At 68.5% G+C, this 24,317-nt stretch carries 25 protein-coding genes; 16 read left to right on the top strand and 9 right to left on the bottom strand.

The window, feature by feature from the left end; translation table 11 throughout:
• Positions 1–77: 77 nt before the first annotated feature.
• The gene (locus tag STHE_RS17370; RefSeq protein ID WP_148220156.1) at positions 78–404 is read right to left on the bottom strand and encodes an SWIM zinc finger family protein; all 327 of its coding nucleotides are present in this window, start codon (positions 402–404) and stop codon (positions 78–80) included.
• Positions 405–765: 361 nt separating this feature from the next.
• Between STHE_RS17370 and lpdA the strand changes: the two genes are divergently transcribed.
• The 8 genes from lpdA to STHE_RS17330 all read left to right on the top strand — a co-directional run bounded on the left by lpdA (position 766) and on the right by STHE_RS17330 (position 9,701).
• Positions 766–2,160, top strand: a complete 1,395-nt coding sequence (lpdA, locus tag STHE_RS17365) for a dihydrolipoyl dehydrogenase (protein ID WP_012873912.1) — start codon at positions 766–768, stop codon at positions 2,158–2,160.
• Positions 2,161–2,204: 44 nt separating this feature from the next.
• Positions 2,205–3,227 carry a thiamine pyrophosphate-dependent dehydrogenase E1 component subunit alpha gene (locus STHE_RS17360; RefSeq protein WP_012873911.1) on the top strand — a complete coding sequence of 341 codons (1,023 nt, stop codon included), beginning with the start codon at positions 2,205–2,207 and terminating at the stop codon, positions 3,225–3,227.
• Positions 3,228–3,238: 11 nt separating this feature from the next.
• On the top strand, positions 3,239–4,225 hold the full coding sequence (locus tag STHE_RS17355; protein ID WP_012873910.1) for an alpha-ketoacid dehydrogenase subunit beta: 987 nt from the start codon (positions 3,239–3,241) through the stop codon (positions 4,223–4,225).
• A 172-nt stretch (positions 4,226–4,397) separates the two neighbouring features.
• Entirely contained in the window at positions 4,398–5,801 is a 1,404-nt protein-coding gene (locus tag STHE_RS17350) for a dihydrolipoamide acetyltransferase family protein (RefSeq protein WP_012873909.1), read from the top strand.
• Positions 5,802–5,958: 157 nt separating this feature from the next.
• On the top strand, positions 5,959–7,155 hold the full coding sequence (locus STHE_RS17345; RefSeq protein ID WP_012873908.1) for an amidohydrolase/deacetylase family metallohydrolase: 1,197 nt from the start codon (positions 5,959–5,961) through the stop codon (positions 7,153–7,155).
• Between the two features lie 220 nt (positions 7,156–7,375).
• Positions 7,376–7,597 (top strand): KTSC domain-containing protein, encoded by a 222-nt coding sequence (locus STHE_RS17340; RefSeq protein WP_012873907.1) that lies wholly within the window; start codon positions 7,376–7,378, stop codon positions 7,595–7,597.
• Between the two features lie 82 nt (positions 7,598–7,679).
• Positions 7,680–8,588, top strand: coding sequence for an aminoglycoside 6-adenylyltransferase (locus STHE_RS17335; protein ID WP_012873906.1), 909 nt, complete (start codon positions 7,680–7,682; stop codon positions 8,586–8,588).
• 231 nt (positions 8,589–8,819) lie between these two features.
• Positions 8,820–9,701: a L,D-transpeptidase family protein gene (locus tag STHE_RS17330; RefSeq protein ID WP_012873905.1), complete on the top strand. Its 882-nt coding sequence runs from the start codon at positions 8,820–8,822 to the stop codon at positions 9,699–9,701.
• 9 nt (positions 9,702–9,710) lie between these two features.
• Here the strand turns inward: STHE_RS17330 and STHE_RS17325 are convergent, their stop codons facing one another.
• Positions 9,711–10,715 carry an aldo/keto reductase gene (locus STHE_RS17325; protein WP_012873904.1) on the bottom strand — a complete coding sequence of 335 codons (1,005 nt, stop codon included), beginning with the start codon at positions 10,713–10,715 and terminating at the stop codon, positions 9,711–9,713.
• A 327-nt stretch (positions 10,716–11,042) separates the two neighbouring features.
• On the opposite strand from STHE_RS17325, the gene STHE_RS17320 reads away from it, so the two are divergent.
• From STHE_RS17320 to STHE_RS17310, 3 genes are all read left to right on the top strand, one after another.
• A complete protein-coding gene (locus STHE_RS17320; RefSeq protein WP_012873903.1) occupies positions 11,043–11,786 on the top strand; it encodes an NAD+ synthase in 744 nt (247 codons plus the stop codon).
• Between the two features lies 1 nt (position 11,787).
• Positions 11,788–12,249 (top strand): hypothetical protein, encoded by a 462-nt coding sequence (locus STHE_RS17315; RefSeq protein WP_012873902.1) that lies wholly within the window; start codon positions 11,788–11,790, stop codon positions 12,247–12,249.
• Positions 12,250–12,352: 103 nt separating this feature from the next.
• Positions 12,353–12,688: a hypothetical protein gene (locus STHE_RS17310; RefSeq protein WP_012873901.1), complete on the top strand. Its 336-nt coding sequence runs from the start codon at positions 12,353–12,355 to the stop codon at positions 12,686–12,688.
• A gap of 7 nt (positions 12,689–12,695) precedes the next feature.
• Here STHE_RS17310 and STHE_RS17305 read toward each other — a convergent pair whose 3' ends face one another.
• The 5 genes from STHE_RS17305 to STHE_RS17285 form a co-directional block, all read right to left on the bottom strand.
• Positions 12,696–12,992: a hypothetical protein gene (locus STHE_RS17305; protein ID WP_012873900.1), complete on the bottom strand. Its 297-nt coding sequence runs from the start codon at positions 12,990–12,992 to the stop codon at positions 12,696–12,698.
• Positions 12,989–14,098, bottom strand: coding sequence for a type I phosphomannose isomerase catalytic subunit (locus STHE_RS17300; protein WP_012873899.1), 1,110 nt, complete (start codon positions 14,096–14,098; stop codon positions 12,989–12,991). The genes STHE_RS17305 and STHE_RS17300 overlap by 4 nt, the downstream gene beginning before the upstream one ends.
• A gap of 93 nt (positions 14,099–14,191) precedes the next feature.
• The gene (locus STHE_RS17295) at positions 14,192–15,391 is read right to left on the bottom strand and encodes an FAD/NAD(P)-dependent oxidoreductase (protein WP_012873898.1); all 1,200 of its coding nucleotides are present in this window, start codon (positions 15,389–15,391) and stop codon (positions 14,192–14,194) included.
• The gene (locus STHE_RS17290; protein ID WP_012873897.1) at positions 15,388–15,750 is read right to left on the bottom strand and encodes a (2Fe-2S)-binding protein; all 363 of its coding nucleotides are present in this window, start codon (positions 15,748–15,750) and stop codon (positions 15,388–15,390) included. Before STHE_RS17290 ends, STHE_RS17295 begins: the two co-directional genes overlap by 4 nt.
• Before the next feature lie 147 nt (positions 15,751–15,897).
• The gene (locus STHE_RS17285) at positions 15,898–16,419 is read right to left on the bottom strand and encodes a PadR family transcriptional regulator (RefSeq protein ID WP_012873896.1); all 522 of its coding nucleotides are present in this window, start codon (positions 16,417–16,419) and stop codon (positions 15,898–15,900) included.
• A 164-nt stretch (positions 16,420–16,583) separates the two neighbouring features.
• Between STHE_RS17285 and STHE_RS17280 the strand changes: the two genes are divergently transcribed.
• Together STHE_RS17280 and STHE_RS17275 are read left to right on the top strand one after the other, a co-directional pair.
• Positions 16,584–17,696 (top strand): ABC transporter permease, encoded by a 1,113-nt coding sequence (locus STHE_RS17280; protein ID WP_012873895.1) that lies wholly within the window; start codon positions 16,584–16,586, stop codon positions 17,694–17,696.
• 2 nt (positions 17,697–17,698) lie between these two features.
• Complete coding sequence (locus tag STHE_RS17275) at positions 17,699–18,406, top strand: ABC transporter ATP-binding protein (RefSeq protein WP_012873894.1); 708 nt, start codon at positions 17,699–17,701, stop codon at positions 18,404–18,406.
• 248 nt (positions 18,407–18,654) lie between these two features.
• On the opposite strand, the gene STHE_RS17270 is transcribed toward STHE_RS17275, so the two are convergent.
• Positions 18,655–19,836 (bottom strand): nicotinate phosphoribosyltransferase, encoded by a 1,182-nt coding sequence (locus tag STHE_RS17270; RefSeq protein WP_012873893.1) that lies wholly within the window; start codon positions 19,834–19,836, stop codon positions 18,655–18,657.
• 149 nt (positions 19,837–19,985) lie between these two features.
• Here STHE_RS17270 and STHE_RS17265 point away from each other — a divergent pair, with 149 nt between their 5' ends.
• Positions 19,986–20,525, top strand: a complete 540-nt coding sequence (locus STHE_RS17265) for a deoxyuridine 5'-triphosphate nucleotidohydrolase (protein WP_012873892.1) — start codon at positions 19,986–19,988, stop codon at positions 20,523–20,525.
• Positions 20,526–20,857: 332 nt separating this feature from the next.
• Positions 20,858–21,130: a hypothetical protein gene (locus STHE_RS17260; protein ID WP_012873891.1), complete on the top strand. Its 273-nt coding sequence runs from the start codon at positions 20,858–20,860 to the stop codon at positions 21,128–21,130.
• A gap of 361 nt (positions 21,131–21,491) precedes the next feature.
• On the opposite strand, the gene STHE_RS17255 is transcribed toward STHE_RS17260, so the two are convergent.
• Entirely contained in the window at positions 21,492–22,316 is an 825-nt protein-coding gene (locus tag STHE_RS17255; protein ID WP_012873890.1) for a hypothetical protein, read from the bottom strand.
• A 306-nt stretch (positions 22,317–22,622) separates the two neighbouring features.
• Between STHE_RS17255 and STHE_RS17250 the strand changes: the two genes are divergently transcribed.
• Positions 22,623–24,317 carry a tyrosine-protein kinase domain-containing protein gene (locus STHE_RS17250; protein ID WP_012873889.1) on the top strand — a complete coding sequence of 565 codons (1,695 nt, stop codon included), beginning with the start codon at positions 22,623–22,625 and terminating at the stop codon, positions 24,315–24,317.

The following is a 24,317-nucleotide window of genomic DNA, read 5'->3' as shown; positions in this document are numbered from 1 at the left end:
TGTCGCGTGTCAGGAACGGAGTGACCTCGTTCTCCGGACTGGGAGCAAGTTGTCACGGAGTGAATGACAAGCCCGGACTACGCCGCGTACAGTGCCTCGATCACCCGGTCAGGCACGACCGGGCGCCCCTCGGCATCAACACCGGACCCGGCCTCGTCGAGCAGGCCCAGCTCCGCGAGCACCAGCGCGCGGTGCTTGCAGTAGGAGCGGAAGGCGCTCCCGCGGCAGGAGCAGAGGAGATCGCCATCGAGGATCGTCACCTCGTAGGCGGTGTCGGTCTGGCTATGGCTCGTGACCGCCCAGGCGCGCCGGTCGCCGTTGAGCCGGTAGGCGCGCAGCCCTTCCCGCGCCGCCTTCTCCGCCAGGCGCCGCCAGGTTGCGACCGGCACAATTGTTTCCGGCATCGTGGTCATCGTCAGCCCCAGTTCTCGTCGCTTATGTCGATCCTAAGTATGCCAAATCGGGGGTCGAATTGCCCGCCGTCGCGGGGTTCGGCCGTTCGCAGGCATCCCATTCGTACAGTCGACGGGGCGCGAATTCAGACGGGCACTGTATACTAGCCTCAGTGGGGCAAGGAGGGCCGGATTGCCAAGGTTGGCATAGAAGGTGCGACCGCCTCCCGTGGACGAAAGCCCCGCAGAACATCCCCGCCCGCTCCGAGGCACCCTGCGGTTGTCTCGGGTGCATGGGTGCGGACAGCGGGCCGGCCTCGCCCCGTAAACCCGCCGGGAGTGCGGCGCTACAGCGCAGTAGAGGGGAGAAGGCATGCCAGGGGAGTCATACGACGTTGTGCTGCTCGGCGGCGGGACCGGCGGGTACGCGGCCGCATTCCGAGGCGCGCAGCTCGGACTGAAAGTCGCCGTCGTCGAGAAGGACAAGGTCGGCGGCACCTGCCTGCACCGTGGCTGCATCCCAACCAAGGCCCTGCTCAAGAGCGGCTCCGTCGCGCGGCTGATGCGGGACGGTGCGCAGTACGGCGTCACCGCTACCGGCATCGAGATCGACTACTCGAAGGCCATCGAGCGCTCCGGCCGCATCGTTGAGCAGAACTACAAAGGCCTGCAGTTCCTTTTCCGCAAGCACAAGATCGATATCTATGAGGGCGTCGGCCGCCTCAAGGACAACCGTACCGTCATCGTGACCAAGGCGGACGGCAGCACCGAGGAGGTCAAGGGCAACGCAATCATTATCGACACCGGCTCCCGCCCGCGCGCGATCCCTGGCATCGAGTTCGACGGCAAGCGGGTTATCAACAGCGATCACTCCACCTGGTCCCCCGATCTGCCGAAGCGGGTCATCATCCGCGGCGGCGGCGCAACGGGTGTCGAGTTCGCCACGATCTACCGCGACTTCGGCTGCGAGGTGACCCTGGTCGGGCGTGTGGTGCCCAACGAGGACCGGGAGGTCTCGCAGCAGCTCACCCGCTCGTTCACCAAGGCCGGCATCAAGATCATCCCCGACTACCGCCCGACCGCCGAGGACTTCAACATCACCGAAGGTGGTGTCGAGCTCCGCGTCAAGCGGGACGGCAAGGAGGAGCGGATCGAGGCGGACACCCTCCTGGTCGCGATCGGCCGCCAGGGGAACATCGAGGATATCGGCCTGGAAGAGCTGGGCATCAAGACTAAGGACAGCTACATCGTCACCGACGACTTCGGGTTCACCGGCGTCGACGGCGTCTACGCAATCGGCGACGTGATCGGCAAGCAGCTCCTGGCGCACACCGCGATGCATCAGGGGATCATCGTCATGGAGCTGCTGGCGGGCAAGAAGCCGATGCCGCTCGACCTCAAGAAGGTGCCGAGCGTCACCTTCTGCCATCCCGAGATCGGCAGCGTGGGCCTCACCGAGGAGGAGGCCAAGGCAGAGGGGCGCACCATTAAGGTGGGCAAGTTCCCGCTGCGCGCGAACGGCAAGGCGCTCATCGAGGACGAGGTCGACGGCTTCGCCAAGGTGATCGCTGATGCCGAGACCGACGAGATCCTGGGCGTGCACCTCATCGGTGGGCACGCCACCGAGTTGATCGGCGAGGCGGCGCTAGCCTCGCTGCTGGAAGCCACCCCATGGGAGATCGGCCTCAGCGTGCACCCGCACCCAACCATCTCCGAGGTTCTGGGTGAGGCGGCGCTCGCTGTGGACGGCATGGCTATCCACATCTGACCGCCGGAGCCAACGCTGGCTCCCCAGCCGAAGGAGGCTGCGTCATGAAGCAGTTCGATTCCGGGGGCGTAGGTATTGAGACCATGGCAACGGCGCCCAAGGGTCTCACCGAATCGGATCTCGTGCGCATGTACGAGTACATGGTCCTGGCCCGGTCGCTGGACGAGCGCATGTGGCTGCTCAACCGCGCCGGTCAGGCCCCCTTCGTGATCTCCTGCCAGGGACACGAAGCGGCGCAGGTTGGCGCAGCCTTCGCTCTCCAACCGGGGAAGGACGTGCTGGTCCCCTACTACCGGGATCTGGCCATGGTCCTCTACTTCGGTTTGACCCCGCGTGACCTGATGTTGAGCCTGCTGGCCCGCAAGGAGGACCCGACCAGTGCGGGCCGGCAGATGCCGGGGCACTACGGCTCCCGCAAACACAACATCATCACCGGCTCCAGCCCGGTCGCGACCCAGGTCCTCCACGCGACCGGGATCGCCCTGGCGGCGAAGTACCGTCGCGAGGACACGGTCGCCTGGACCTGCGTCGGCGAGGGCGGTACGAGTCAGGGCGACTTCCACGAGGCGCTCAACTTCGCGTCGATCCACCGGCTTCCGGTGGTCTTTTTTGTAGAGAACAACGGTTACGCGATCTCCGTCCCGCAGCGCAAGCAGATGGCGATCGAGAACGTCGCCGACCGCGCCGCGGGCTACGGCATGCCGGGCGTCACCGTGGACGGCGGCGATCCGGTTGCCGTCTACACCGTCGCCAAGGAGGCGGTCGACCGCGCCCGCGCGGGCGGCGGCCCGACGCTGATCGAGGCCAAGGTCCAGCGCCTGACCGCTCACTCCAGCGACGACGACGACCGCACCTACCGCGATCCCGAGGAACTCAAGGCTGAACGCGCCAAGGACCCGATTGTCCGCTTCCGCACTGCCCTCATGGAGCAGGGCGTCCTGACCGAAGAGCAGGACGCCGCAATTCGAGCCCGGATCAAGGCGCAGATCGACGACGCCACCGACTTCGCAGAGCAGGCGCCGTATCCCGATCCGGCCGAGCTGATGCTCCACGTCTACGGCAGCTAAGGAGGCAGGCGATGGCCACGAAACTCCTCATTGATGCGATCCGCGACACCCTGTTCGAGGAGATGCGCGGCGACGACCGCATCATCGTGCTGGGCGAGGACGTCGGCAAGCGGGGCGGCGTCTTCCGGGTCACCGCCGGACTGATCGATGAGTTCGGAGAGGAGCGGGTGATCGACACGCCGCTGGCCGAGTCGTCGATCGTCGGGGTCGCCATCGGCGCGGCCCTGCACGGCCTGTTGCCGGTCGCCGAGATCCAGTTCTTCGACTTCATCCACCCGGCAATGGACCAGATCATGAACGAGGCAGCCAAGATCCGCTACCGCTCCGGGGGCGACTTCGACTGCCCGATCGTGATCCGCACGCCCTACGGCGGCGGGGTCCACGGCGCGCTCTACCACTCGCAGAGCCTTGAGTCGGCCTTCACCCGTGAGCCGGGTCTCAAGGTGGTCGCACCGGTCAACCCGGCAGACGCCGCCGGGTTGCTGCGCAGCGCCATCTATGACCCGGACCCGGTCCTCTTCCTGGAGCACAAGAAGGCCTACCGCCTGATCCGCGACGAGGTGCCCGAGAACGGGCACACCGTGCCGATCGGCAAGGCGAAGGTGGTCAAGGAAGGCTCCGACGTCACCATCATCTCCTACGGGATGATGCTCCACGAGTCGCTGGCCGCGGCCAAAGCGCTCGAGGAGAAGGACGGCAGCAGTGTCGAGGTCATCGACCTGCGTACGCTCCGCCCGCTGGACGAGGAGACGATCCTCGAGTCGGTGGCCAAGACCGGCAAGGTGTTGATCGTCCACGAGGCCAACAAGGTCGGCGGAGTCGGGGCGGAGGTCGCGGCGCTCATCGCCGAGGAAGCCTTCCCCTACCTCGATGGGCCGATCATGCGCGTCGCCGGGCCGGAGGTACCGGCCATGCCCTTCAGCCCGCCTCTGGAGCAGGCCTACCTGCCCACCGCGGAGAAGATCGGCGCCGCGCTGGAGCAGCTCGCGGCATTCTGAGGGACCACCCCTCACCCCCCGGCCCCCTCTCCCACAAGGGGAGAGGAGGAGACGAGGAGTAACAGGCCGCGGGACACGGAACACGCATCCCGTACCCGTTCCCCCTCACTCCTCGTGGGAGAGGGGGTGAGGGGTACGCCACCAGCCTTGCCCGGGAAGGAGATCGCGCGTTATGTCCACGACCCGTCACGGCACTGTGGTCCGGCTCCCCAAGCTCGGCGAGAGCGTCACCGAGGGCACGATCGGTACCTGGCTGAAGCAGGTGGGCGACCGGGTCGAGAAATACGACCCCCTGGTTGAGATCACGACCGACAAGGTCAACGCGGAGATTCCCTCGCCGGTGACCGGCATCCTGACCGAGATCCGCGCGGCAGAGGGGGACACCCTCCCGGTCGGCGCCGAGATCTGCGTCATCGCGGAGGAGGGCACCGAGGCGTCCAACGCTCCTGCGGAACCTGAGACCGGTGCTGCAGCCCAGGAGCGTATCAACGGTGCGCTGGCCGCCGGTCCCGCACGCGGGCACGCCCCGAGGCGGACCGGCCGTGAGAGCGCCGAAGAGCTGCTCCGTACCCGTTCCTCGCCCGCAGTGCGGCGCATCGCCGAGGAGCACGGGATCGACATCGCCCAGGTACCCGGCACCGGCCTGAGCGGCCGGGTCACCAAGCAGGACATCCTGCGCTACATCGCCGAGCGTGAGGCGCAGCCCGCCGCTGCGGCAGCACCGGAGCGCGAGGAGGCGGCCGTCGACGCCGCCGCGGCCGCGATCCAGGAGACGGCCGCGCCGCCGAAGCCGGCCGAGGTCGCCGCTCAGCCGGAACCCTCCGCCGCGCGTCCCGTGGTTGAGCTCCCGGTTGAGAAGCCGGAGATCCCGATCTGGGAGGGCGACCAGATCGTTCCAGTCACGCCGATGCGTAAGCAGATCGCCGCGCACATGGTGCGCAGCGAGCGCACCGCCCCACATGTCACCCTCTGGATGGAGGTGGACATGTCGGGCGTGGTCGAGGCCCGCGCGCGGGCACAGGAGCGATTCCGCCAGGAGGAGGGCTTCGAGCTGACCTACCTCCCCTTCGTCGTCAAGGCCGTCGTCCACGCGCTGTGCGAGCACCCGCGCGTGAATGCCGTCTGGGACGAGGACCGCATCATCCTGCGCAAGGCGATCAATATCGGTATCGCGGTCGGCATGGAGGACGGACTGATCGTCCCGGTCATCAAGAACGCCGACGAGAAGAGTATTGTGGGGCTGGCGCGCGCCATCCGCGACCTGGCAACGCGCGCCCGGAGCGGGCAGCTCACGCTGGACGACGTGCAGGGCGGCACCTTCACGGTGAACAACCCCGGCACCTTCGGCACCATCCTCTCGACGCCGATCATCGTCCAGCCGCAGTCGGCCATCCTGAGCACCGAGGCGGTGGTCAAACGCCCGGTGGTGATCGACGACGCCATCGCCATCCGGCCGATGATGAACCTCTCGATGTCGTTCGACCACCGCATCCTCGACGGACTGGCCGGGGCGCGTTTCCTCGCCACCGTCAAGCAGTGGCTCGAAGCGTTCCGCCCCGACACCCCGCTCTATTGACGCGCAACCCCGGCCTGGGCGGGATGCCCGAGCCGGGATCTATCAGGAGCGCCGGCACGATGCCGGCGCTCATCGCCTTGCCCCTTGCCGCCCCCGGTCGAATCGTCTAGCCTGCAGCCGGCGGACCGTCAGTCGAGCGAACGGAGGAGGCTAGGCAATGAGCGGGCAGGGTGCAGGCGAACGATTCGACCTGGTCATCCGAGGTGGTGAGGTCCTCGACCCCGGCGCGGGCATCCAGGGACGCTTCGACCTCGGCATCCGTGACGGCCGCGTCGCGGCGATCGAGCCGGAGATCGACCTCGCACGTGCAGAGCGCGTTATCGACGCCACCGGGCAGATCGTCACACCCGGCCTGGTCGACCTGCACACTCACATCTATTGGGGCGCGACCTACTGGGGCATCGAGGCCGACCCGGTGGCAGCCCGCAGCGGCGTCACCACCTGGCTCGACGTCGGCTCGGCCGGCGCCTACTCCTTCCCCGGGTTTCGCCGCTACATCGCGGAGCCCAGCCGCTGTCGCGTCTTCGCCCTGCTCAACCTGTCGTCGATCGGTCTGATCGCCCCCACCTGGGAATTCGCCAACCCCGACTACTGGGATGTGGATCTCGCCGCCAAGATCGTCGAGGCCAACCGTGACCTGATCCTGGGGATCAAGGCCCGCATCGACCGGAATACCACGCGTGGCGTAGGCGTCCGGCCGCTGGAACGCGCGCGGGAGCTGGCCGACCGGGTCGGGCTGCCCCTCATGGTCCACGTTAGCTGGGGCCCGCCGACCATCGACGAGGTCGCCGCCTACCTGCGCCCCGGCGATATCCTCACCCACTGCTTCACCGGCGGCGACATGCGCATCCTCGGAGAGGATGGCCGGGTGCTGCCGGTGATCCGGGACCTTCAGGAGCGCGGCCTGATCCTCGACATCGGCCACGGCACCGGCTCCTTCAGCTTCGCCGTTGCCGAGGCGATGCTGGAGCAGGGAGTCCTGCCCGACACCATCTCCAGCGACATCCACCAGCTCGCCGTCCAGGGACCCATGTACGACCTGCCGACCACACTCTCGAAGTTCCTCGCCCTCGGCATGAGCCTGCCCGAGGTGATCGAGCGCGCGACCGCCCGCCCGGCCGCCGCGATCCGCCGCCCCGACCTCGGCACCCTTCGCGTCGGATCCGTGGCCGACATCGCGCTCTGGCGCCTGGAGGAGGGGGACTTTGTCTTCCACGACGTCGGGATGGACGAGCGACGCGGCACCCAACGGCTGGTCAACACCCTGACGCTGGTCGACGGGCAGGTTCTCCCGCGCCTCCCCGAGCGCCCGCCGCACGTCTGGGCCGTGCTACCCGAGCACCAGCGGAGGTGAGACGTCATGCGTCATACGTCATACGTCACCCGAAGTGCGTACTGCGTATTGCTCCCCTCTCCCCTGGCGGGCTTAGTCATGGCGGGGCCGGGGGTGAGGGGGACGGTTGACGCATCACGCATGACGAATGACGCACACTCCCCGGCAAGCATCGTGCATTCCCCGCTGACCGGGCACTGGAGCGTGCCCGCACGATTCCGGTACCGGAGAGGCGGGAGCGATGCACCGGCAGGCAGTCGAGTCGAGCATGATCCGGTCGGTAGGGTACGATCCAGACCGCCAGATCCTGGAGATCGAGTTCGTGAAGAGCGGTGATGTCTACCAGTACCGCGACGTACCGAAGCCGGTCTACCAGGAATTGCTCGCGGCAACCTCGCACGGCCAGTATTTCCAGGCGCGCATTCGGGGGGAGTACCGCTACCAGAAGCTGGCGCACCACTAGCCGGGATGGGCGGCCCGCGCGGGCCACACGGGCGTGCTACGATACCCGGGCAGCCTCGATATGGCGACCAGAAAGGGCAACCATGCGCGCAGATCAATCCGCCATGCCCGCGCTCGAAGGCGCCATCGCCCGCTGGGCCGCCGCGCGACCCGACATCCAGGCACTGGCCGTGGTCGGCTCCTACGCGCGTGCCGACCACCCGGCGGACCCCTGGTCGGACCTCGACCTGGTTCTGTTCGTGGACGACCCAATCCCCTACCTGGAGTCCGCCGGGTGGCTCGAGGCTATCGCGCCGCCGCGGATCACTTTCACCGAGCCGACCGCGCTCGGCATCGGCCGGGAGCGCCGCGTTCTCTTCGAGGGCGGGCTCGACGTCGACTTCACTCTCCTGCCGGCAACCTGGCTCGACGCGCTAGACGCCAAACACGGCGACCAGGCACTGCGAGCCGCGATCGCACCGGTCGTAGCTCGGGGCTACCGGATCCTGATTGACCGCCATGGTCGTCTGAGCCGCGTGCTGACCGACCTGGAGCGCGATGCGCTTCCGTCTCCGTCCCTGCCCGGCCCGGAGGAGATGGACGAGCTGATCCAGGACTTCTGGTACCACGCCGTCTGGACAGCCCGGAAGCTGCGACGCGGTGAACTCTGGGTCGCCCTACGCTGCTGCGACGGCTACATGAAGACCCTGCTGCTTCGAATGCTGGAGTGGGACATGCATGCGCGCGACCCGCGCGTGGACACCTGGCATGAAGGCCGCTTCCTGGAGCGCTGGGCCGATCCACGAACCCTCTCACACCTGCGCAGCGCCTTCGCCCGCTACGACGAGAGCGCGATCTGGCTCGCTCTCATGAGCACCATGGACCTCTTCCGCGTGGTCGCCCGGGACACCTGTGGGCGCCTCGGGTACACCTATCCAGACCACGTGGATCGCTACGCAAGCCGCCTGGTCGAGCAACTGGCACGCCCCCAATCGCGCCAATCTGAGGGGTAAGCGCCTGCGCATCAAGCCCCCAGCGCGGCCGGGCACGTGCTGCTCAGACTCAAGAGATGTACAATGTGTACGAACGTCCCTGTCGCCGGGCGACGGGGACGCTATGTGTGTGGCCAGCTCGCGCCCGGCCGTCGTAACGAAATGGCCCGCTTCCCAGTTATCACTAGTGAACGTACACACGGCGGCCGCCGACACGGCCGCACGGCGGGAACGGGTGGGAAAGGTTCGTCGATGCGTCGCACCCTCAGAACGATCGGCCTGGCACTGCTGGTCGCCGCCCTCGGCACCACCGGCATCCTGAGCATGGCGTCGCTCGGTCCGATCGCCCGCGGCGACTTCACCACGACACGCGACCCGGCGGCCGCAGCGGCCGCACCAGAGGAGCCGGCCGAGACGATGCCGGTCGTGACCCCGACCCCCACTCCCGAACCGGCCGCGATTGGCGGCCACACGAGCGACCTGCGGTGGGAAGTCGCCATCCGCACCCCCGACGGGGCGCGAGTCGGCGTGGTCACGGCTGAGGCAGTGAACATCCGCACCGCGCCGCGACTGGATGCACCGATCGTCGGGACCGCCTTCGGCCGGCACCCCGTCCACGTGTACGACGAAGTGCCGGGCGACCCCGTCGACGGCAACCCCACCTGGTACCGCATCGGTCCGGACCGCTACGTCAGCGCGGCGATGGTCGCGCCCTTCATCCCTACCCCACCCGAGCAGACCTTCTCCGGTCACTGGCTGGACGTGAATCTGTCAACGTTCTACGCCGTGGCCTACGACGGCGAGACGCCGGTCTATGCCGCGATCATCACCGCCGGGCGCGACGGGAAGACGCCGACCGGGGTCTTCGAGGTACTCCAGCGCGTCCGCAACGAGACGATGGACTCGACGACGGTCGGCATCCCGGAGGACGAACCGGGGCACTACTACCTCGAAGAGGTCCAGTACACGCAGTACTTCAAGGAAGGGGGCTATGCACTGCATGAGAACTACTGGACGCCCCCGTCCGCCTTCGGTGGCTTCGGCAGCAACGGCTGCGTCGGCCTGCTCGAGCACGACGCCGCCTTCCTCTGGGACTTCCTGGACATCGGGTCCACGGTGAGCATTCACTACTGATGCGTCCCCTCACTGCCACGGCAACGCCGCGCGGGCTGCCCAGTAGCGCTCAGGGGGCTCGGCGAGGGATGCGAGCGCGGCACGGGCAGGCTCGTCCAGATGCACGTCGAGAGCGGCGACGTTGGAGCGCAGGTGCTCGACCGTCGCCGCACCGGAGAGGACGCAGTCGACCCAGGGCTGGTCGAGCACGGCGGCGAGCGCCAATTGGTCGATCGTGCAGCCGAGGCGCGCAGCCTCCCGCTCCAGCACGGCCCGGCTGGCGCTGAAGGCCGGGTCGGTATTGCGCGGCGTCAGCCGTCCGTTAGCCAACGCCTCCTTGACGATCACCCCCATCCCCGCCTCCCGCACGCGCGCCAGCAATGGACCGAGCGATGACTCAAGCACGTTCCATGTCGCCTGCACACTGTCGAAGAGACGCCGACCGTCGCGCTCGATGGCGAAAGCGCGCTCCAGCGTGCGTGCTGAGTCCGGCCCGCTGAGCGTGAGGCCCACGGCGCGGACCGCACCGCTCGCCTTCAAGCGGGCCAGCTCATCAAGGACCTCCGGCCGGTCGAGCACCCCGGAGTCCTCGGTTGCGCTGTGGATCTGGTAGAGGTCGAGGTAGTCGCCGAGCCGCTCCCGGCTCTCCGCAAACTGCCGCTGCAGCGTCGGAAGAGTGTGGTCTTTGATCTCGTGGACCTCGGCGTCGACGCGCCAATCGGCGGTGTAGGTGTAACCCCACTTGCTCCCGACCGTGCACGCCGCCGGGTCGATGCCCCGTGCCCGCAGCCACGAGCCGAGGAACTCCTCCCCGCGGCCGTAGCTGCGCGCGGCGTCGAAGTAGCGCAGCCCAGCGTCCCAGGCGACGTCGAGCACCGCGTGTGCGTGCAGCTCCATCGCGGCCACGTCGTAGCGGCGGCCCAGATCCTCCGCATGACCCAGGGTGATGTAGCCCGGGCGCCCCAGCGCCGCCATTCCCAGGCCCATCCGCGTGACCATGAGCCCGCTGTCCCCAAGCGCACGCATCTCCACCATGGTCCCTCCCACGCCCTGTGTCCTCGTCTGCCCGCCACCGCCGCGCAAGCCGGATGCCGGGATGCGTCATGCGTCATGCGTCATGCGTCACTCGTTCCCCTCACCCCCGACCCCTCTCGGACGGAGCTCACCAGGGGAGAGGGGAGAAAGACGAAACACGGAACACGCAACACGCAACACGCATCACGCATCACGGATGACGCATGACGCACGACGCATCCGCTTGACGGACCCCGCCGAGAGCCGCATTATCGATGTCGCCGGGGTCGTTGTGCGGCCGGAGGGAGCGGCCCGCGCCCCGGCCGCCGCAGCAGGGAGGAACCACCGATGAGCCTGGCGGATCAAATCGCAGCCTGGATCAAGGAGCAGGTAGCGCAAGCTGGGGTTCAAGGCGGGGTCGTCGGCCTCTCGGGCGGCATCGATTCCGCGGTGGTCGCCGGGCTCGCCACCCGTGCGCTCGGCCCCGAGCGGGTCACGGCCGCCATTCTGCCCGCCCACAGCAACCCGCAGGACGTGGAGCATGCGAAGCTCGCGGCCGCGGCGTTCGGGTTGGAGCCCCTCGTCATCGACCTCAGCCGGGCCTACGACGTGCTCCGCGAGACATTGCCCCCTGGCAGCGAGATGGCCGATGCCAACATCAAGCCGCGGCTACGCATGATCGCCCTCTATCACCTCGCCAACACCCGCAACGCGCTGGTCATCGGCACCGGAAACAAGTCGGAGGAGATGGTCGGCTACTTCACCAAGTATGGTGACGGCGGGGTGGATATCCTCCCCATCGGCGGGCTGTACAAGCATCAGGTGGTGGCGCTGGCGCGCGAGATCGGCGTGCCGGAGCCGATCATCACCAAGCCGCCGAGCGCCGGTCTCTGGGCGGGGCAGACCGACGAACAGGAAATGGGGATCACTTACGACGAGTTGGACGCGATCCTGGCCGCGATCGAGCGGGGCGACACGACCGGCTTCCCGCCGGATCGCGTGGCGCGGGTCGAGCGGATGATCGCGACCTCGGAGCACAAGCGGCGCCTACCACCCATCTTCGAGCCGGCCAGCGCCGAGGCTCGGCGCTGACATGCGCCGGCCCGAGCGTCCGGAGCCGGTGCCGATCGCGCGCGCCATCGCCGGGAGCCTCGCTGCCGGCGCGGCCTACCTCCTCGCCCAGGCCGCGGACATCCGCGCCCTGGGTGTACCGACCAACGATCTGCGGCTCCTGGCGGGAATGGTCCCCGGCGGAGAGGTCCGATGGCGCACCTTGGGCACGCTGATGCACTTCGCCAACAGCATCGCGCTCGGCCTGGCCTTCACCCGCGTACGCGACCGCGTGCCCGGCACCGGCTGGCGCCAGGGGCTCCTGTTCGCCCTGGCCGAGAACACCGTCCTGGGGCCGATCCTCTTCCTGACTGACCGCTTCCACCCGGCAATCCGCGCCGGTCGCCTCCCCCGCTACATCACACCGCGCGGGCTGCTCCAGCAGGTCATCCGCCACATCGCCTACGGCATCGTCCTCGGCGCCACACTCGGCCGACGGGAGTAGGGCGCGGGTCGCTAGCCGCGAATCCAGCGGTGTAGAATCGACACGAGCCAGTTGCCCGGCCGGGGCACGGCCGGGCTGCGTGGTGCTGAGGAGAAGGCGCGCGATGGTCACCCAGGGCCGCCGGCCGTTGCCGCCGGGCGATGACGATCTGGCACAAGAGCTGAAACTCCACTTGCAGACGCTGCACGATTTGGGGCCGAGTTACAGCGACGAGGTCGCGGAGGCGTTCATCCGCCATATCGATCAGCGGATCGACCAGCGGCTGGAGCGGCGGCTCGCCCAGATGTCTGCCCAGCGTGGGCATGACACCGGGGCGATCGTCTGGACCCTCGTGCTGGCAATCCCCATTACCGCCATTGTCGGCGGCATTGCCGGGCTCCCGGGCATTGTGGTGGTCTGGGCCGCGATCCTCATGCTGGTCTGGCGGATGACCAAGTAGCGGCCGGCTACCGCTCCCGCCGGCGCCAGGATCCCCAGAAGCGGCGCAACCGGCTTGCCGGCGGCGGGAGCGACGCAAGAAAGTCCTGCGCCTCGCGGTCGAACTCACTGACCTCCATCGTGAGCGCGGTGCCCTGGCCCGTGCCTCGGACAGTGACGGTGACCCAGCCGCCCCCGCCGACGAAGCGGATATGCAACCGGCTCTCGTCGCTGAGGTCCAGTCCCACCTCACCCTGGAAGTAGTCCCGCGCCCGGGCCAGCACCTCGCGGGGTCGCAGCCGGGTCGTCCCGCCGTAGCGCATCATGACCGCCCACGCGGCCGGGCCCGCTCTCGCTGGGCCAGCGCCAGCGCGCCGAGCAGGTCCCCCGTCGCACCGCCGAGGAGGCCGATCTGCTCCGGGTCGTGTCCAGCGTCGAGCAGCGGCCCAACCACGTCATGCGCCAGGTCCGCGATCCAACCGGCGAGGACGGTCGCCTCACCCGTCAGCGTCGCGCCGCTCAGGCACGCGGGGAGGAGCACCGTCTGCCCGGCGGCCAGCGGCACCGTCTCCCCGCCCGCACGCACCGCGCACTCGCCCGCGATGGTGCTCAGCAGCCAGAAGGAGGCACCCCCGGTGTCCGGGACCGGCAAGTCCCCCTGCACTGACCAGCGCTCCAGCGTGAAGTAGCGGCAGGCGGCCAGCACCGACCGCCGTTCGTCGCGGGCCAGCGGAACGGTCTTCACCGCGCGACGCCCGGGGACCATCGCCCGCAGGGCATCGTCGACATGCACCTCACGCGGGCGGCCCTGGCTATCCACCCGGCCCCAGTCATAGAGCCGGTAGGTGATATCGCTGTTCTCCTGGATCTCATAAAGCAGGATGCCGGCGTCGATCGCGTGCATCGTGCCCGCCGGGACGATCAGGGTGTCGCCCGACCGCACCGGCTCGCGCAGGATCAGGTCCTCGAAGGTCCCCTGTGCAATGGCCTCCCGCACTTGCTGCGCGGTCACCCCGGCGTGGAGGCCCGTGATGAGCGTCGCGCCCGGGTCGGCGTGGATGATGTGCCATGCCTCGGTCTTGCCCCGCTTGCCCAGCGGCGCAGCCGCGTCGTCGTCGGGGTGCACCTGCAGCGACAGGATGTCGGTCGCATCGATGAACTTGACTAGCAGCGGGAAGTCGTGGAACGGCTCGCTGGCACGCTCACCGCGCTGACCGAGGAGCGCCGCCGGATACCGGGCAGCGAGTTCCCCCAGGGTCTGCCCCGCCAACGGCCCGTTGGCCACGGTGGCGCTATCGCCGCTCTCCAGCGACTCCCCGACAGGCGCGTCGGTCGGCAGCGTCTTGCCCAGCACCGTCTCCAGACGACGCCCGCCCCAGAGTTTCTCGTCGTACCGCGGCTGGAGCAGCAGCGGGTAGCCGATGTCGTCCATGGGCCTTCCCTTCCGGCATGGCGCGAGCACGGATGCGGTGGCGATGTCGCCACGGACTCCGCACGAGCGCGGCCACGGCGGGCGTGTGCAGCTCTATTCCTCCAGCATTGTCAGGGCCGACAACGGGATGGCACGGGCCGGCGGCCGAGCCGTCATCGGGACGATCTCCTCAGCCGGCACCCCCGCCTCATCCCGCAGCAGCGCAGCAACTGCGGGAAGGCAATAGATCCCCTGGCAGATGCCCATACCCGCGCGCGTGCGCCGCTTGACGTCGTCCAGCGTCGTCGCGCCCTCGGCGATCGCCTGGCGCACCGCCGCGAGCGTGACCTCCTCGCAGCGGCACAGGCAGACGGGGACATCCGTGGTGATAACCGGCAGCGCTCGGTCCCCTGGCGTGGCCGTGCGGAGGCCTTCCAGGGCCTCCCGCGCCGCGGCGATATCGCCCGCGGGTGCACCGGCAGCCGCCAACCCGGCGAGTCGTCCCTCCGCCATGGCCTCCGCGACGGATACGATCCCTGCCGCCTCGCCCACGACGTAGAGCCCTGGCTGCGACGTGGTCAGATGCTCGTCGCGCCGCGGCACATGCGCACCCGCGGCCTCATCGAAGACCGTCTCGACCCGCGCCTGAAGCGCCAGCTCCGGGTCGGGAAGCCGGCCGAGGGCGAGCACGATGGTGTCGGCCGCGTACACCTGCCCGTCGACCTCCACCGCCTCGACCTCGCGGTCGCCACCCGCTTCGAGCCCGGCGGCGCCCGGCACGCGGGCTACGACCTCCGCGCCCGCTACGGCGATGTCGTTCGCCACCTCATCCGCTTCCGGGCCGTCGCCCACGACGACGACGCGTCGGCCCGGCAGCACACGGTGGACGTGGAGGAAAAGCTGCGCCGCCCGCGCGGTCATCACCCCGGGCAGCGTCCAACCCGGGAAGGGCAACACGCGGTCGGTTGAGCCGGTGGCAACGATGACGCTCGCGGCGCGCAGGGTATACGCGTTCTCCCCCTCGCCGACGCCGACGACGTTGTCCTCGAACAACCCCCAGGCGACGGACCCGCGCGCGACCTCGACCCCGGCGGCAGCCACCCGCTCGGCGAGCGCCGCGGCCACGCGCACCCCCGGCAGCCCGTCGAGGTCCGCTTCCAGCCCGTGGATTGGGGCAACTCGCCAACAGAGGTGCCCACCGAGTTCCGGCTGCTCGTCGACCAGCACCACCCGGGCGCCGGCTCCGGCCGCCGCGAGCGCTGCGGCACAGCCCGCCGGCCCGCCACCGACCACGACGACGTCGGCCTGCTTCATGCCGTGCCCTCCTCCCAGGCACCAAGTCCCCGCTGCGTCACGATCCGCTGGCCGTCCCGCACTGGCGTGACGCAGGTGCGCACGCTCGGCTCGCCATCCACGGTCATGAGGCAGTCGGTGCAGCGGCCGACGCCACAGAACGGCCCACGCGGCCTGCCCCGGTTCGGCATCGTGCGGCAGACCCGGATCCCGGCCGCCAGCAACGCCGCCGCAATGGGCTCACCCGCCCGTGCTGGAATCGGGCGATCGTCCACGAAGATGGTGACCTCCGCCGCAGGCGGCAGGTCCCCCAGCACCGGGTGCTGTCGCACCCGGAGGTCTCCCGGGACCGACTCGACGGCTCCCTCATCGGCTGGCATCTTGGCTCCTCCCAGTTCCCGGCGCGCTCGCGAGCCGCGCCGCTCACCAGGGGTGATAATCGCAGCCGGGCGCAGCTCGCGTCAACGCAGCGAGCGACCGGGCGGGACGACACCACCCGCTCCGGCGCGGTCGCGCCCCCACGTGGGCTAGTCCGGGCTCGCCTCCAGCCGCGCGATGACGTCGCGCAGCCAGTCACGGTCGGCCCGCAGCAACACCAGCTTGTGCTCGACGGCGAGATCGACGCCGATCCCATGCTCGTGCCGGGGAACCTGCCCCAGTTCGGCGATCTGCGTCTCCACGCGATCCAGCCGCTTGCGGAGCCCCTCAATGACCTCCTGCCGCGGCAGTTGATCGAGGAACATCAAGCCGATGTCGCCTGGAATCGTCGCTTCCCCGGGGTCGGCCAGGCTACGCCGCAGCAGTGCCCGGAAGCGCTCCTCGCCCCGTGGGGTGAGCGCATACACCTTGCGTGGCGGCCGGTTCCCCGCCTGCTCGGTGTGGACGCTCGCATAGCCGTCGCGGGCCAGCCGATCCAGGATGGCGTAGGCAGTCGCCTTCTTCATCGACGTGACGCGCGACAGGTTTCGCTCGATGAACTCGTTGATCTGGTAGCCGTGCTGGCTCTGGAAGCTGAGTAGCCCCAATAGCAGCAGTTCACGCTCGTCCATGACATCCCACGCCCCCCAAAGCGGTACCAGTGCCTGTTCCCATTTTTCCCGGTTGAATCCGCTCTGAAGGGCGGCTATACTCCGAGCCGTGAATAGTCAGGTTTGACTATCCACGCCTGACTATAGGCCGCCGGACGCGATGCGTCAATGAAAGGGACGCGCCCGTGTTTCTCGCCGTGCGAGAGTTCCGCCACGCCCGCCTGCGTTACATCCTGATCGGCGCGATTATCGCGCTGATCGCGTGGCTCGTCTTCCTCCTCTCCGGGTTGGCCACCGGCCTTGCGACCGACAACGGCGCCAGCCTGATGAACATGGAAGCCGACCACCTCGTCTTCCAGGCTGACGTGCGCTTCTTCCTCCACCTCTCGATCCTACCCGAAGAGGCGGTGGAGGCGGTGCGCGCTGTGCCAGGCGTCACCGCCGCCGCGCCTCTTGGCCACCTCACGGTCACCGTGACGCGCGGCGAGGAGGACGAGAAGATCGACGCCACCATCCTGGCAATCGATCCCAACAGCTTCCTCGCGCCGCGGATCGTCGAGGGCCAGACGTTCGCCGGCCAGCCGGCAGCGAGCGTCGTGGTGAACGACAGTTTCAAGCGCCATGGGGTGCGGCTGGGCGACCAGTTGATCGTCAGCCCGTCAGGCACGGTGCTGACCGTGGTTGGCTTCACCACCGGCCAGACGTACAACCACCTGCCGGTGATCTTCATGGACATCCCGACCTGGCGCGAACTCAAGTTTGCCGCGCCCGGCTCGGCCGGGTCGGTGGTCGATCCGATCAGCGCCGTGGCCGTGCAGATGGATGAGTCCACCGCTGCGCGAGTCGAGCAGGACGTGCCTGGCGTCGAGGTCGCCACCCGTCAGGTGGCGCTGGAGAACCTCCCCGGATACCGCGAGGAGATGGGCACCATCACCCTGATACTCGCCTTCCTCTTCGTGATCGCCGCCTTCGTGCTGGCTGTCTTCTTCTACATCCTGACCCTGCAGAAGACCAACCAGTTCGGCGTGCTCAAGGCACTCGGCGCCACCACCAGCTTCCTGGCCCGCGACCTGATCGCCCAGGTCATACTCTTGACTTTGCTCGGAGTGGCTGCCGCTGCCGGGTTGACCTACATCGTGGCGGCGATGATCCCGCCCGAGATCCCCTTCTCCCTGGACTCTCGGCTCATCCTGACCTACGCCGTGGTCCTGGTGGGAGTCGGCCTCCTCGGGACGCTCCTCTCGCTCCGTCGGATCGCCAAGATCGACCCGCTCATCGCCATCGGGAGAGTGGACTGACAATGACCACCTTGTTGCTGGACAACGTCACCAAGATCTACGGGCAAGGGGAGTACGCCGTCACCGCCCTGGATGGCGTCTCGCTCAGCGTCTCCGCCGGGGAGCTGGTGGCGGTCGTGGGGCCGTCCGGCTCGGGCAAGACGACGCTCCTGGCGATCGCCGGCGCGCTACTGCAACCGACACGAGGCCGGGTTGTGCTCAAAGGGCAGGAACTCACCGGCCTCAACGCAGCCGCGCTCGCCCGCATCCGGTTGGAGCACATCGGCTTCGTGCTCCAGACATCGAACCTCGTCCCCTACCTCACGGCACGCGATCAGTTGCTGCTGGTCGCGCGCCTGGCCGGGCGGATCGACGCGGCTGCGCGAACGCGCGCCGACGATCTCCTGCGGGAACTCGGGCTGGGTCACCGCCTCGATCACTACCCGGAAGCCCTCTCCGGCGGCGAACGCCAGCGGGTGGCAATCGCCCGCGCGCTGATGAACGACCCCGACATCCTGCTGGCCGACGAGCCGACTTCGAGTCTCGACTCCGTTCGCGGGCGCGAGGTCGTGGAGATGCTCGCCCGGGAGGTGAAGGAGCGGAACAAGGCCGCGGTGATGGTCACCCACGACGAGCGCATGCTCGACCTGGTGGACCGCGTCATCCGCATCGCCGACGGTCGGCTCTCCCACGCCAACGCGGCATCAGCGAGTCGCGCCGCGGCCGAGTGATGTCTCGCCGCTTCGGGCGCGAGCCGAGCGGTGCAAGGAACTCAACGGTGTGGACCGGGCCCGGGGGGTTTACCCCCGGGCACTCATTTGGATGGCGGACACCGTATCACCCGAGCGTGAGCCTCGCCACGCCTCAGCCCGCTATAGCGGGCTTTCCTTGTGAGCCCGGCGGCTTCAGCCCCGGGCATCCGCACCGTGGCGCGGGAGCCATCACGCCACCGAGGTAGCCCGCTCACGCCAGCCGCGCGTTACTCCAGCGGCCAGGTCTTGAGCTGGTTGATGACGTGGTCGCGGATCTCGCTCGGCGTCGGCAGTGGGGCGACCAGCGTGCCCTCGCGCAGCAGCGGCTTGAGCGCCCGCTCGGGCTGGACGCCGTCGGGACAGAGATCGGCCGGAGGCGGGTCGCCAAGGCGCGTGACGCGGCCCGCGCCAGTGGCCGGGCAGCGCCAGACCTCTTTCGCGCCGCTCATCTTGCCCCGCTTGGCGATCGGCTCGCCTTCGATCTCGACGATGTCCATGCTGAAGTCGATCGTCTTGGCGCCGCTGATGCTCGTGCCGACGCCGAAGGCATCGACGATGTGGCGCAGGCGCACCACCTCGTCCTCGTCCAGCCCGCCGCTGACGATCAGCTTGACATGCTGGAAGCCGCGCAGGTCCAACTCCCAGCGCACCTCCTCCAGGATGCGCAGGAAGTTGCCCCGTCGCGAGCCCGGGGTGTCCAACCGCACACCCCAGAGGCGATCGCCGAGCGCCTCGGCGACGCGGATCGCCTCGAATTTCTCGTCCTGGAAGGTGTCGATCAGCGCGATGCGCGGGATCTCCGGAGGCAGGATGCGGTCGTAGGCGAGCATAGCGTCCACCGTGTCGCCCATGATGAGGATAAGCGCGTGGGGCGTCGTGCCGGTCGGGTCCTGGCCGAGCAGTTCCGCCGCCTCGACGACGCTGACACCGTCGCAGCCGCCGATGTAGGCGGCGCGCTCCACGGCCAGGCTCACCGCGGGGTGGATACGCCGGGCGCCGAAGCTGACGACCGTCTTGTCACCGGCGAGCCGCCGGATCCGGGCGGCCTTGGTCGCTACCCCGGACGACTGGCAGATCAGCCCCAGGATCGCCGTCTCCAGCACCGCGAAGGAGAGGTACGGGCCGGAAATCTCCATCACCGGCTCGTAGGGGTAGAAGATGCTTCCCTCGGGCATGGCCCGCACGTCCACTGGGATGCCGTCGAGCAGCCCCACCACCTCGTCGAGCCCGGCCAGGACGGCCCACGACATGCCGCCGGGCAGCGACTTGGCGACGAACTCGGCGCGGACATGTGGGTTCCGCCCCTCGGCTTTCAAGATCTCGACGGTGCGCAGGAAATAGACGTCCGTCGTGCGCCCAGCCTTGATCTCCTCCTGTGTCGCGTAGTGGAGCCAGCGTCCCTCTACCATCGCCAGTCCCTCTCCGTCCCCCCGTCGCAGCGCGCGTATTCGGTGAGGGAGAATAGCACACTGGGCGCCAGAGCCGCCTACGCCTTGACGACGGCCTGGTGCACAGGTAGTGTACGTACATATGTCGGGTCGCACGGAGGAGTTTGCCGATGCCCCACAACCTCAGCGCCGGGGTCCTGAGCCGGGAACAACTGCTGGAACTACTCGACGGTGAGCCACCACTGGTCACGGGCCTGCGCGACCGTGAGGCGCAGGTCCAGCCGAACGGGATCGACCTGACGCTCGACTCGGTCGCCAATTTCACCGGACCGGGGACGCTGACCGTGGACAATGCCGGGCGGCGACTGGCCGACAGCACAGACCTGACCTTCGGCCCCGATGGCCAGCTCTACCTCTCACCCGGCGCCTACCTGGTGCGTTTCACCGAGACGGTCAATCTCCCGGCCGACCTCATGGCCTACCTCCGTCCCCGCTCCACCCTGCTGCGCTCGGGCGTGGCGCTGCACACCGCCGTGTGGGACGCCGGCTATGCCGGACGCGGCCAATCACTCCTGGTCGTCTACAACCCGCACGGCTTCCGGGTGCAGCACGGCGCCCGCATCGGCCAACTGGTGTTCCACCGACTGGCAGCGGCCACGGCCGAGGGGTACGACGGCATCTACCAGGGCGAAGCCACGGACCGGCGCTGAGGCATACCGGCACCCAGCCCACGGCGGGGACGGTTTGGACGCGGTCGGAGCCGGGATCGTGCTGCCGGCCGCGTATCCGCCTCATCCGCCATGGATTCTCCTACCGACCCGGATCGCGAGCGCGCCGCACGAATCCTGACCCGGCACGGTAGCCTCACCCAGGTCGCTTCGCATCGACTATGCTCCGCTCTGTCCGACGCGGTGAGGCAGAGGCGATCTGCGTCATAGCGGTGCCTCCCCTCCCCGGCACAGGGCTTGCACCCCTCCGGAGAAGGTTAACCCCCGGCGCGACGAGAGCAGCGCCGGTACTCGGCGACGGAGAGGTGGCGCCCATGACCGTAGCGAAGCACATGGTTGACACACTGCAGGCGCACGACTGGCACCCAGTCGCGATTGTTGAAGGGTTGGAGCGCCTGGAACTCGTCCCGCTCACCTCACAGCTCGGCGCCGGGTTCACCCTCTGGCGCCAGGAGCCGGGTGGCCAGTGGTCGGTCGTCCTGAGCGGGCATACGGCAGACGGCGAACTCCGCGGCTCGGAGGATGAGCCGTTGCAACTGCCACGTGAAGCGGAACAGCGGCTGGAAGCGATGCTCGCGGGGGCATAGCGCGGTGCGCGAGGCCCAGACACAGGAAAGAGCCGGCTAACCGGCTCCTCCCGTCCCTGCAACGGGGTTCGGTGCGGGCGACAGCGGCCACAACCCCCCGAAACGCCCACTGTCGCCAACGAGTGCGCCCGGCCGCCTGGCGCCACGGCCGCGCGACTCACGCACTACGAGTGTAACAGGTTCCCGCCTTATGGCAAGGCCAGACGCGCAGCGGTTCGCGCGAACCTTGCGAGAGTTTCCCCGCTTTGCGTATCGGTGGTCGCCTTGGTGGGTGTTCTCGGCTTCGTTTCGCCGTATCTCGCGCCGGAACCGAATCAATAGCCATGCGAAACCGCCGATTCCGGCGCGTCACTGTGACCCATCAGTCGACCGTGTCGGGCGACGGCGACCCTTTGATCCGCAGCCACGCCAAGATGCGCCGCTTGATGTCGTCCACCGTCTCCATTTCGGACAACTGCTTGCGCACCGTGGACCACCCGCCGCGATCGGTCTCGTAGATCGCCTGCCCCGCGTGCACGCGCATGAAAGCCGCCCGATCGCCCATCTGCACCAGCCACCAGTCGTAGACCATCTTCGGCTTGAGCGCGACGCCGTGCAGGTAGAGGGGGTGATAGGCACCATCGACCGGCTGGTCGTCCACGAAGATCTCACGAGCCGCCACCAGCCCGGGGTACTCCAGGATCAACTCGGTCACGGCCTGGTACAGGCGCGGGTAGTGCTTCTGCTTCTGCGGCCACGAGTAGCCCAGATTGCCCGGCAACCCCATCCGGGGGAAGAGCGCGATGATCTCTTCCTGCGCCCGCTCCGGGTCCTCGCGCAGCAAGGTACCGAGAGCCAGGCGCAGGTCGCCGCTACCATGCGTGATGCGCGGCGCATCCTCGCCGCTGAGGAGAATCATCCCGAAGGAGTCCGCTGGCTCGTTGGCGAAGGGCGGAGCACTCACCCGCCGCGTGAGGAGGAAGCGATCCCAGCCATTCTCCGGGTGGTAGATCGGCAGCGCATCGATCGCCGAGTCGGCGAAGCGCGCCCCGACGATCACGTTGGCCACCACCCAGCCGAGCGCGAAACCCAGCCGATCGGGCGTCGCCAGGTGCTGCTCCGCCTCCGGCAAGTCCGCGCTCAGCGGCAGCGGCGGCAGATTCTCGTAGTTTCGAATCGCTAGCTCCACCTGCTCACGAAGATCCATTGCGTCGTCGCCACCCCTTCGCCAGTTACGGGTCTGCCTTGTCGGGTCAGACCCGAGACCACTCCTCCATGCCCGGATGTCCGCGGCATGTGCCGGATATCCCCGCGGATCATGAGGATTGTACCGTGCTGCTGCTCGTCCAGCCCACGCGCCCCTGATCGCGCACCGAACAGGACAAAAGTCACTCCTTTTCGACCGACTCCTCGTCGTAACTATAGGGTCTATAGTAGACTCAAGTGCGCCATCTTGCGCCACTGCAGGCGTGGATGTGCGACCAGGAGGCACGGTATCAGGGAGCACCCACACATGCGCGACTTGACATTTATCGAGATCCTCGGACTCATCCGGCGCTGGTGGTGGGTGTTCATCGTCTGCCCACTTCTCGCCGCCGCTGCCGCATATGGCGTCAGCCGCGCGCTGACCCCGATCTATCGCGCTGAGGCGACCCTGTTCATCGATCAGCGCGAGACGACCGGCAGCCTCAACGTGGGCGACATCCAGGCCGCGCAGGAGCTCGCGGCCACCTACAGTCGCCTCGTCACGGCCCGCCCCGTTTTGGAGCAGACCATCAACCGTCTCTCGCTCGACACCACGCCGGAAGATCTGGTTGAGAACATCAGCGTCACCCGCATCGGGAGCACCCAACTCGTCGAGATTGCCGTCGAAGATCCCGATCCGAGGCAGGCCGCCCAGATCGCCAATACCCTGGCTCAGGTCTTCATCGAGGAGACGCACGCGCAGGAGGATGCCGCGACCTGGAGCGGCCGGGATGAGCTGCGGCGCCAGATTGAGGAGGTGCAGCAGCGCATCGAGGACACCAGCTCTCGGATCGCGGAGCTGCAGCAGTCTGGTGCCAGCGGCACCGCCGTCCAGACCGAGCTGCGGACGCTGCAGACGCAACTGAGCCAGGACCAGGCGCTCTACGCGAGCCTGCTGGAAGCCCAGCAGCGGATGGAGCTTGCCGCTGCGCAGAGCGCGACCCAGATCCGGGTCGTCGAGCAGGCCGTGCCGCCGACGAAGTTCGTCAAGCCGCGTATCCTCGTGAACACCGCCCTGGCGGGCGCGCTCGGGATCGTGCTCGCGGCCGGGCTCGTGCTGGTGGCGGGCTACCTCGACGACACGGTCAAGACCAGCGAGGACGTGCAGCGGCTCACCGGGCGCGGTGCGTTGGGGCTCATCCCCGAGCTCCGCTCGCCCGAGAGCATCGAAGCCATCGCCCACCCGGACTCGGTCGGGAGCGAAGCCTACCGCACCGCGCGAACCAACCTCCAGTTCGTTGCCGTGGGCCAGAGCCTGCGCTCGTTCGTGGTGACGAGCCCACGCCCCGGCGACGGCAAGACGACCACGGCGGTGAACCTGGCGGCAGTCCTGGCCCAGGGCGGCCAGCGGGTCATCCTCGTGGATGCCGACCTGCGCCGGCCGCAAGTCCACCGTTACTTTGCGGGGCTCAACACGCGCAGCGGTTTGTCCAACCTCTTGTTGAGCGAGTGGGACGTCAAGCTCACTCCAACGCTGCGGCAGACAACCATCGCCGGCCTCACCGTCCTTCCGGCCGGCCCTCTGCCGCCGAACCCGCTGGACCTCCTCAGTTCGCCCCGGATGCGCGAGGTATTGGACTGGCTGGCCGAGCAGGCCGATGTCGTCATCTTCGACGCACCACCGTTGGCGGTGTCTGACGCGCTCGTGCTGAGCCGGTTGACTAACGGCGTCATCCTCGTCTCCGAAACCGGGCGGGTCCGCACGGCCGAGATCGCCGACGCCGTGCAGCAGATCCAGCAGTCGGGCTCGACGCTGCTCGGGATCATCCTGAACCGCTTCCCGCTGGAGAAATCCGGCGGCTACTACACGTACTATCGCAGCCAGGAGGACGACGCGGGAGGCGCCCGCCGTGGGGAATCCCCCTCGGTCATCCCGCACTGGGCGGACGGTGCCGGCGACCGTGTGGTCATCCGGCGGTCGCTCCGGCCCACGATCTCCAAGCCGGCCGACTCCGAGACCTAG

It is taken from the genome of Sphaerobacter thermophilus DSM 20745 (assembly GCF_000024985.1).
In the GTDB taxonomy this organism is placed as follows: domain Bacteria; phylum Chloroflexota; class Chloroflexia; order Thermomicrobiales; family Thermomicrobiaceae; genus Sphaerobacter; species Sphaerobacter thermophilus.
This window is presented reverse-complemented; position numbering and strand designations above follow the sequence as displayed.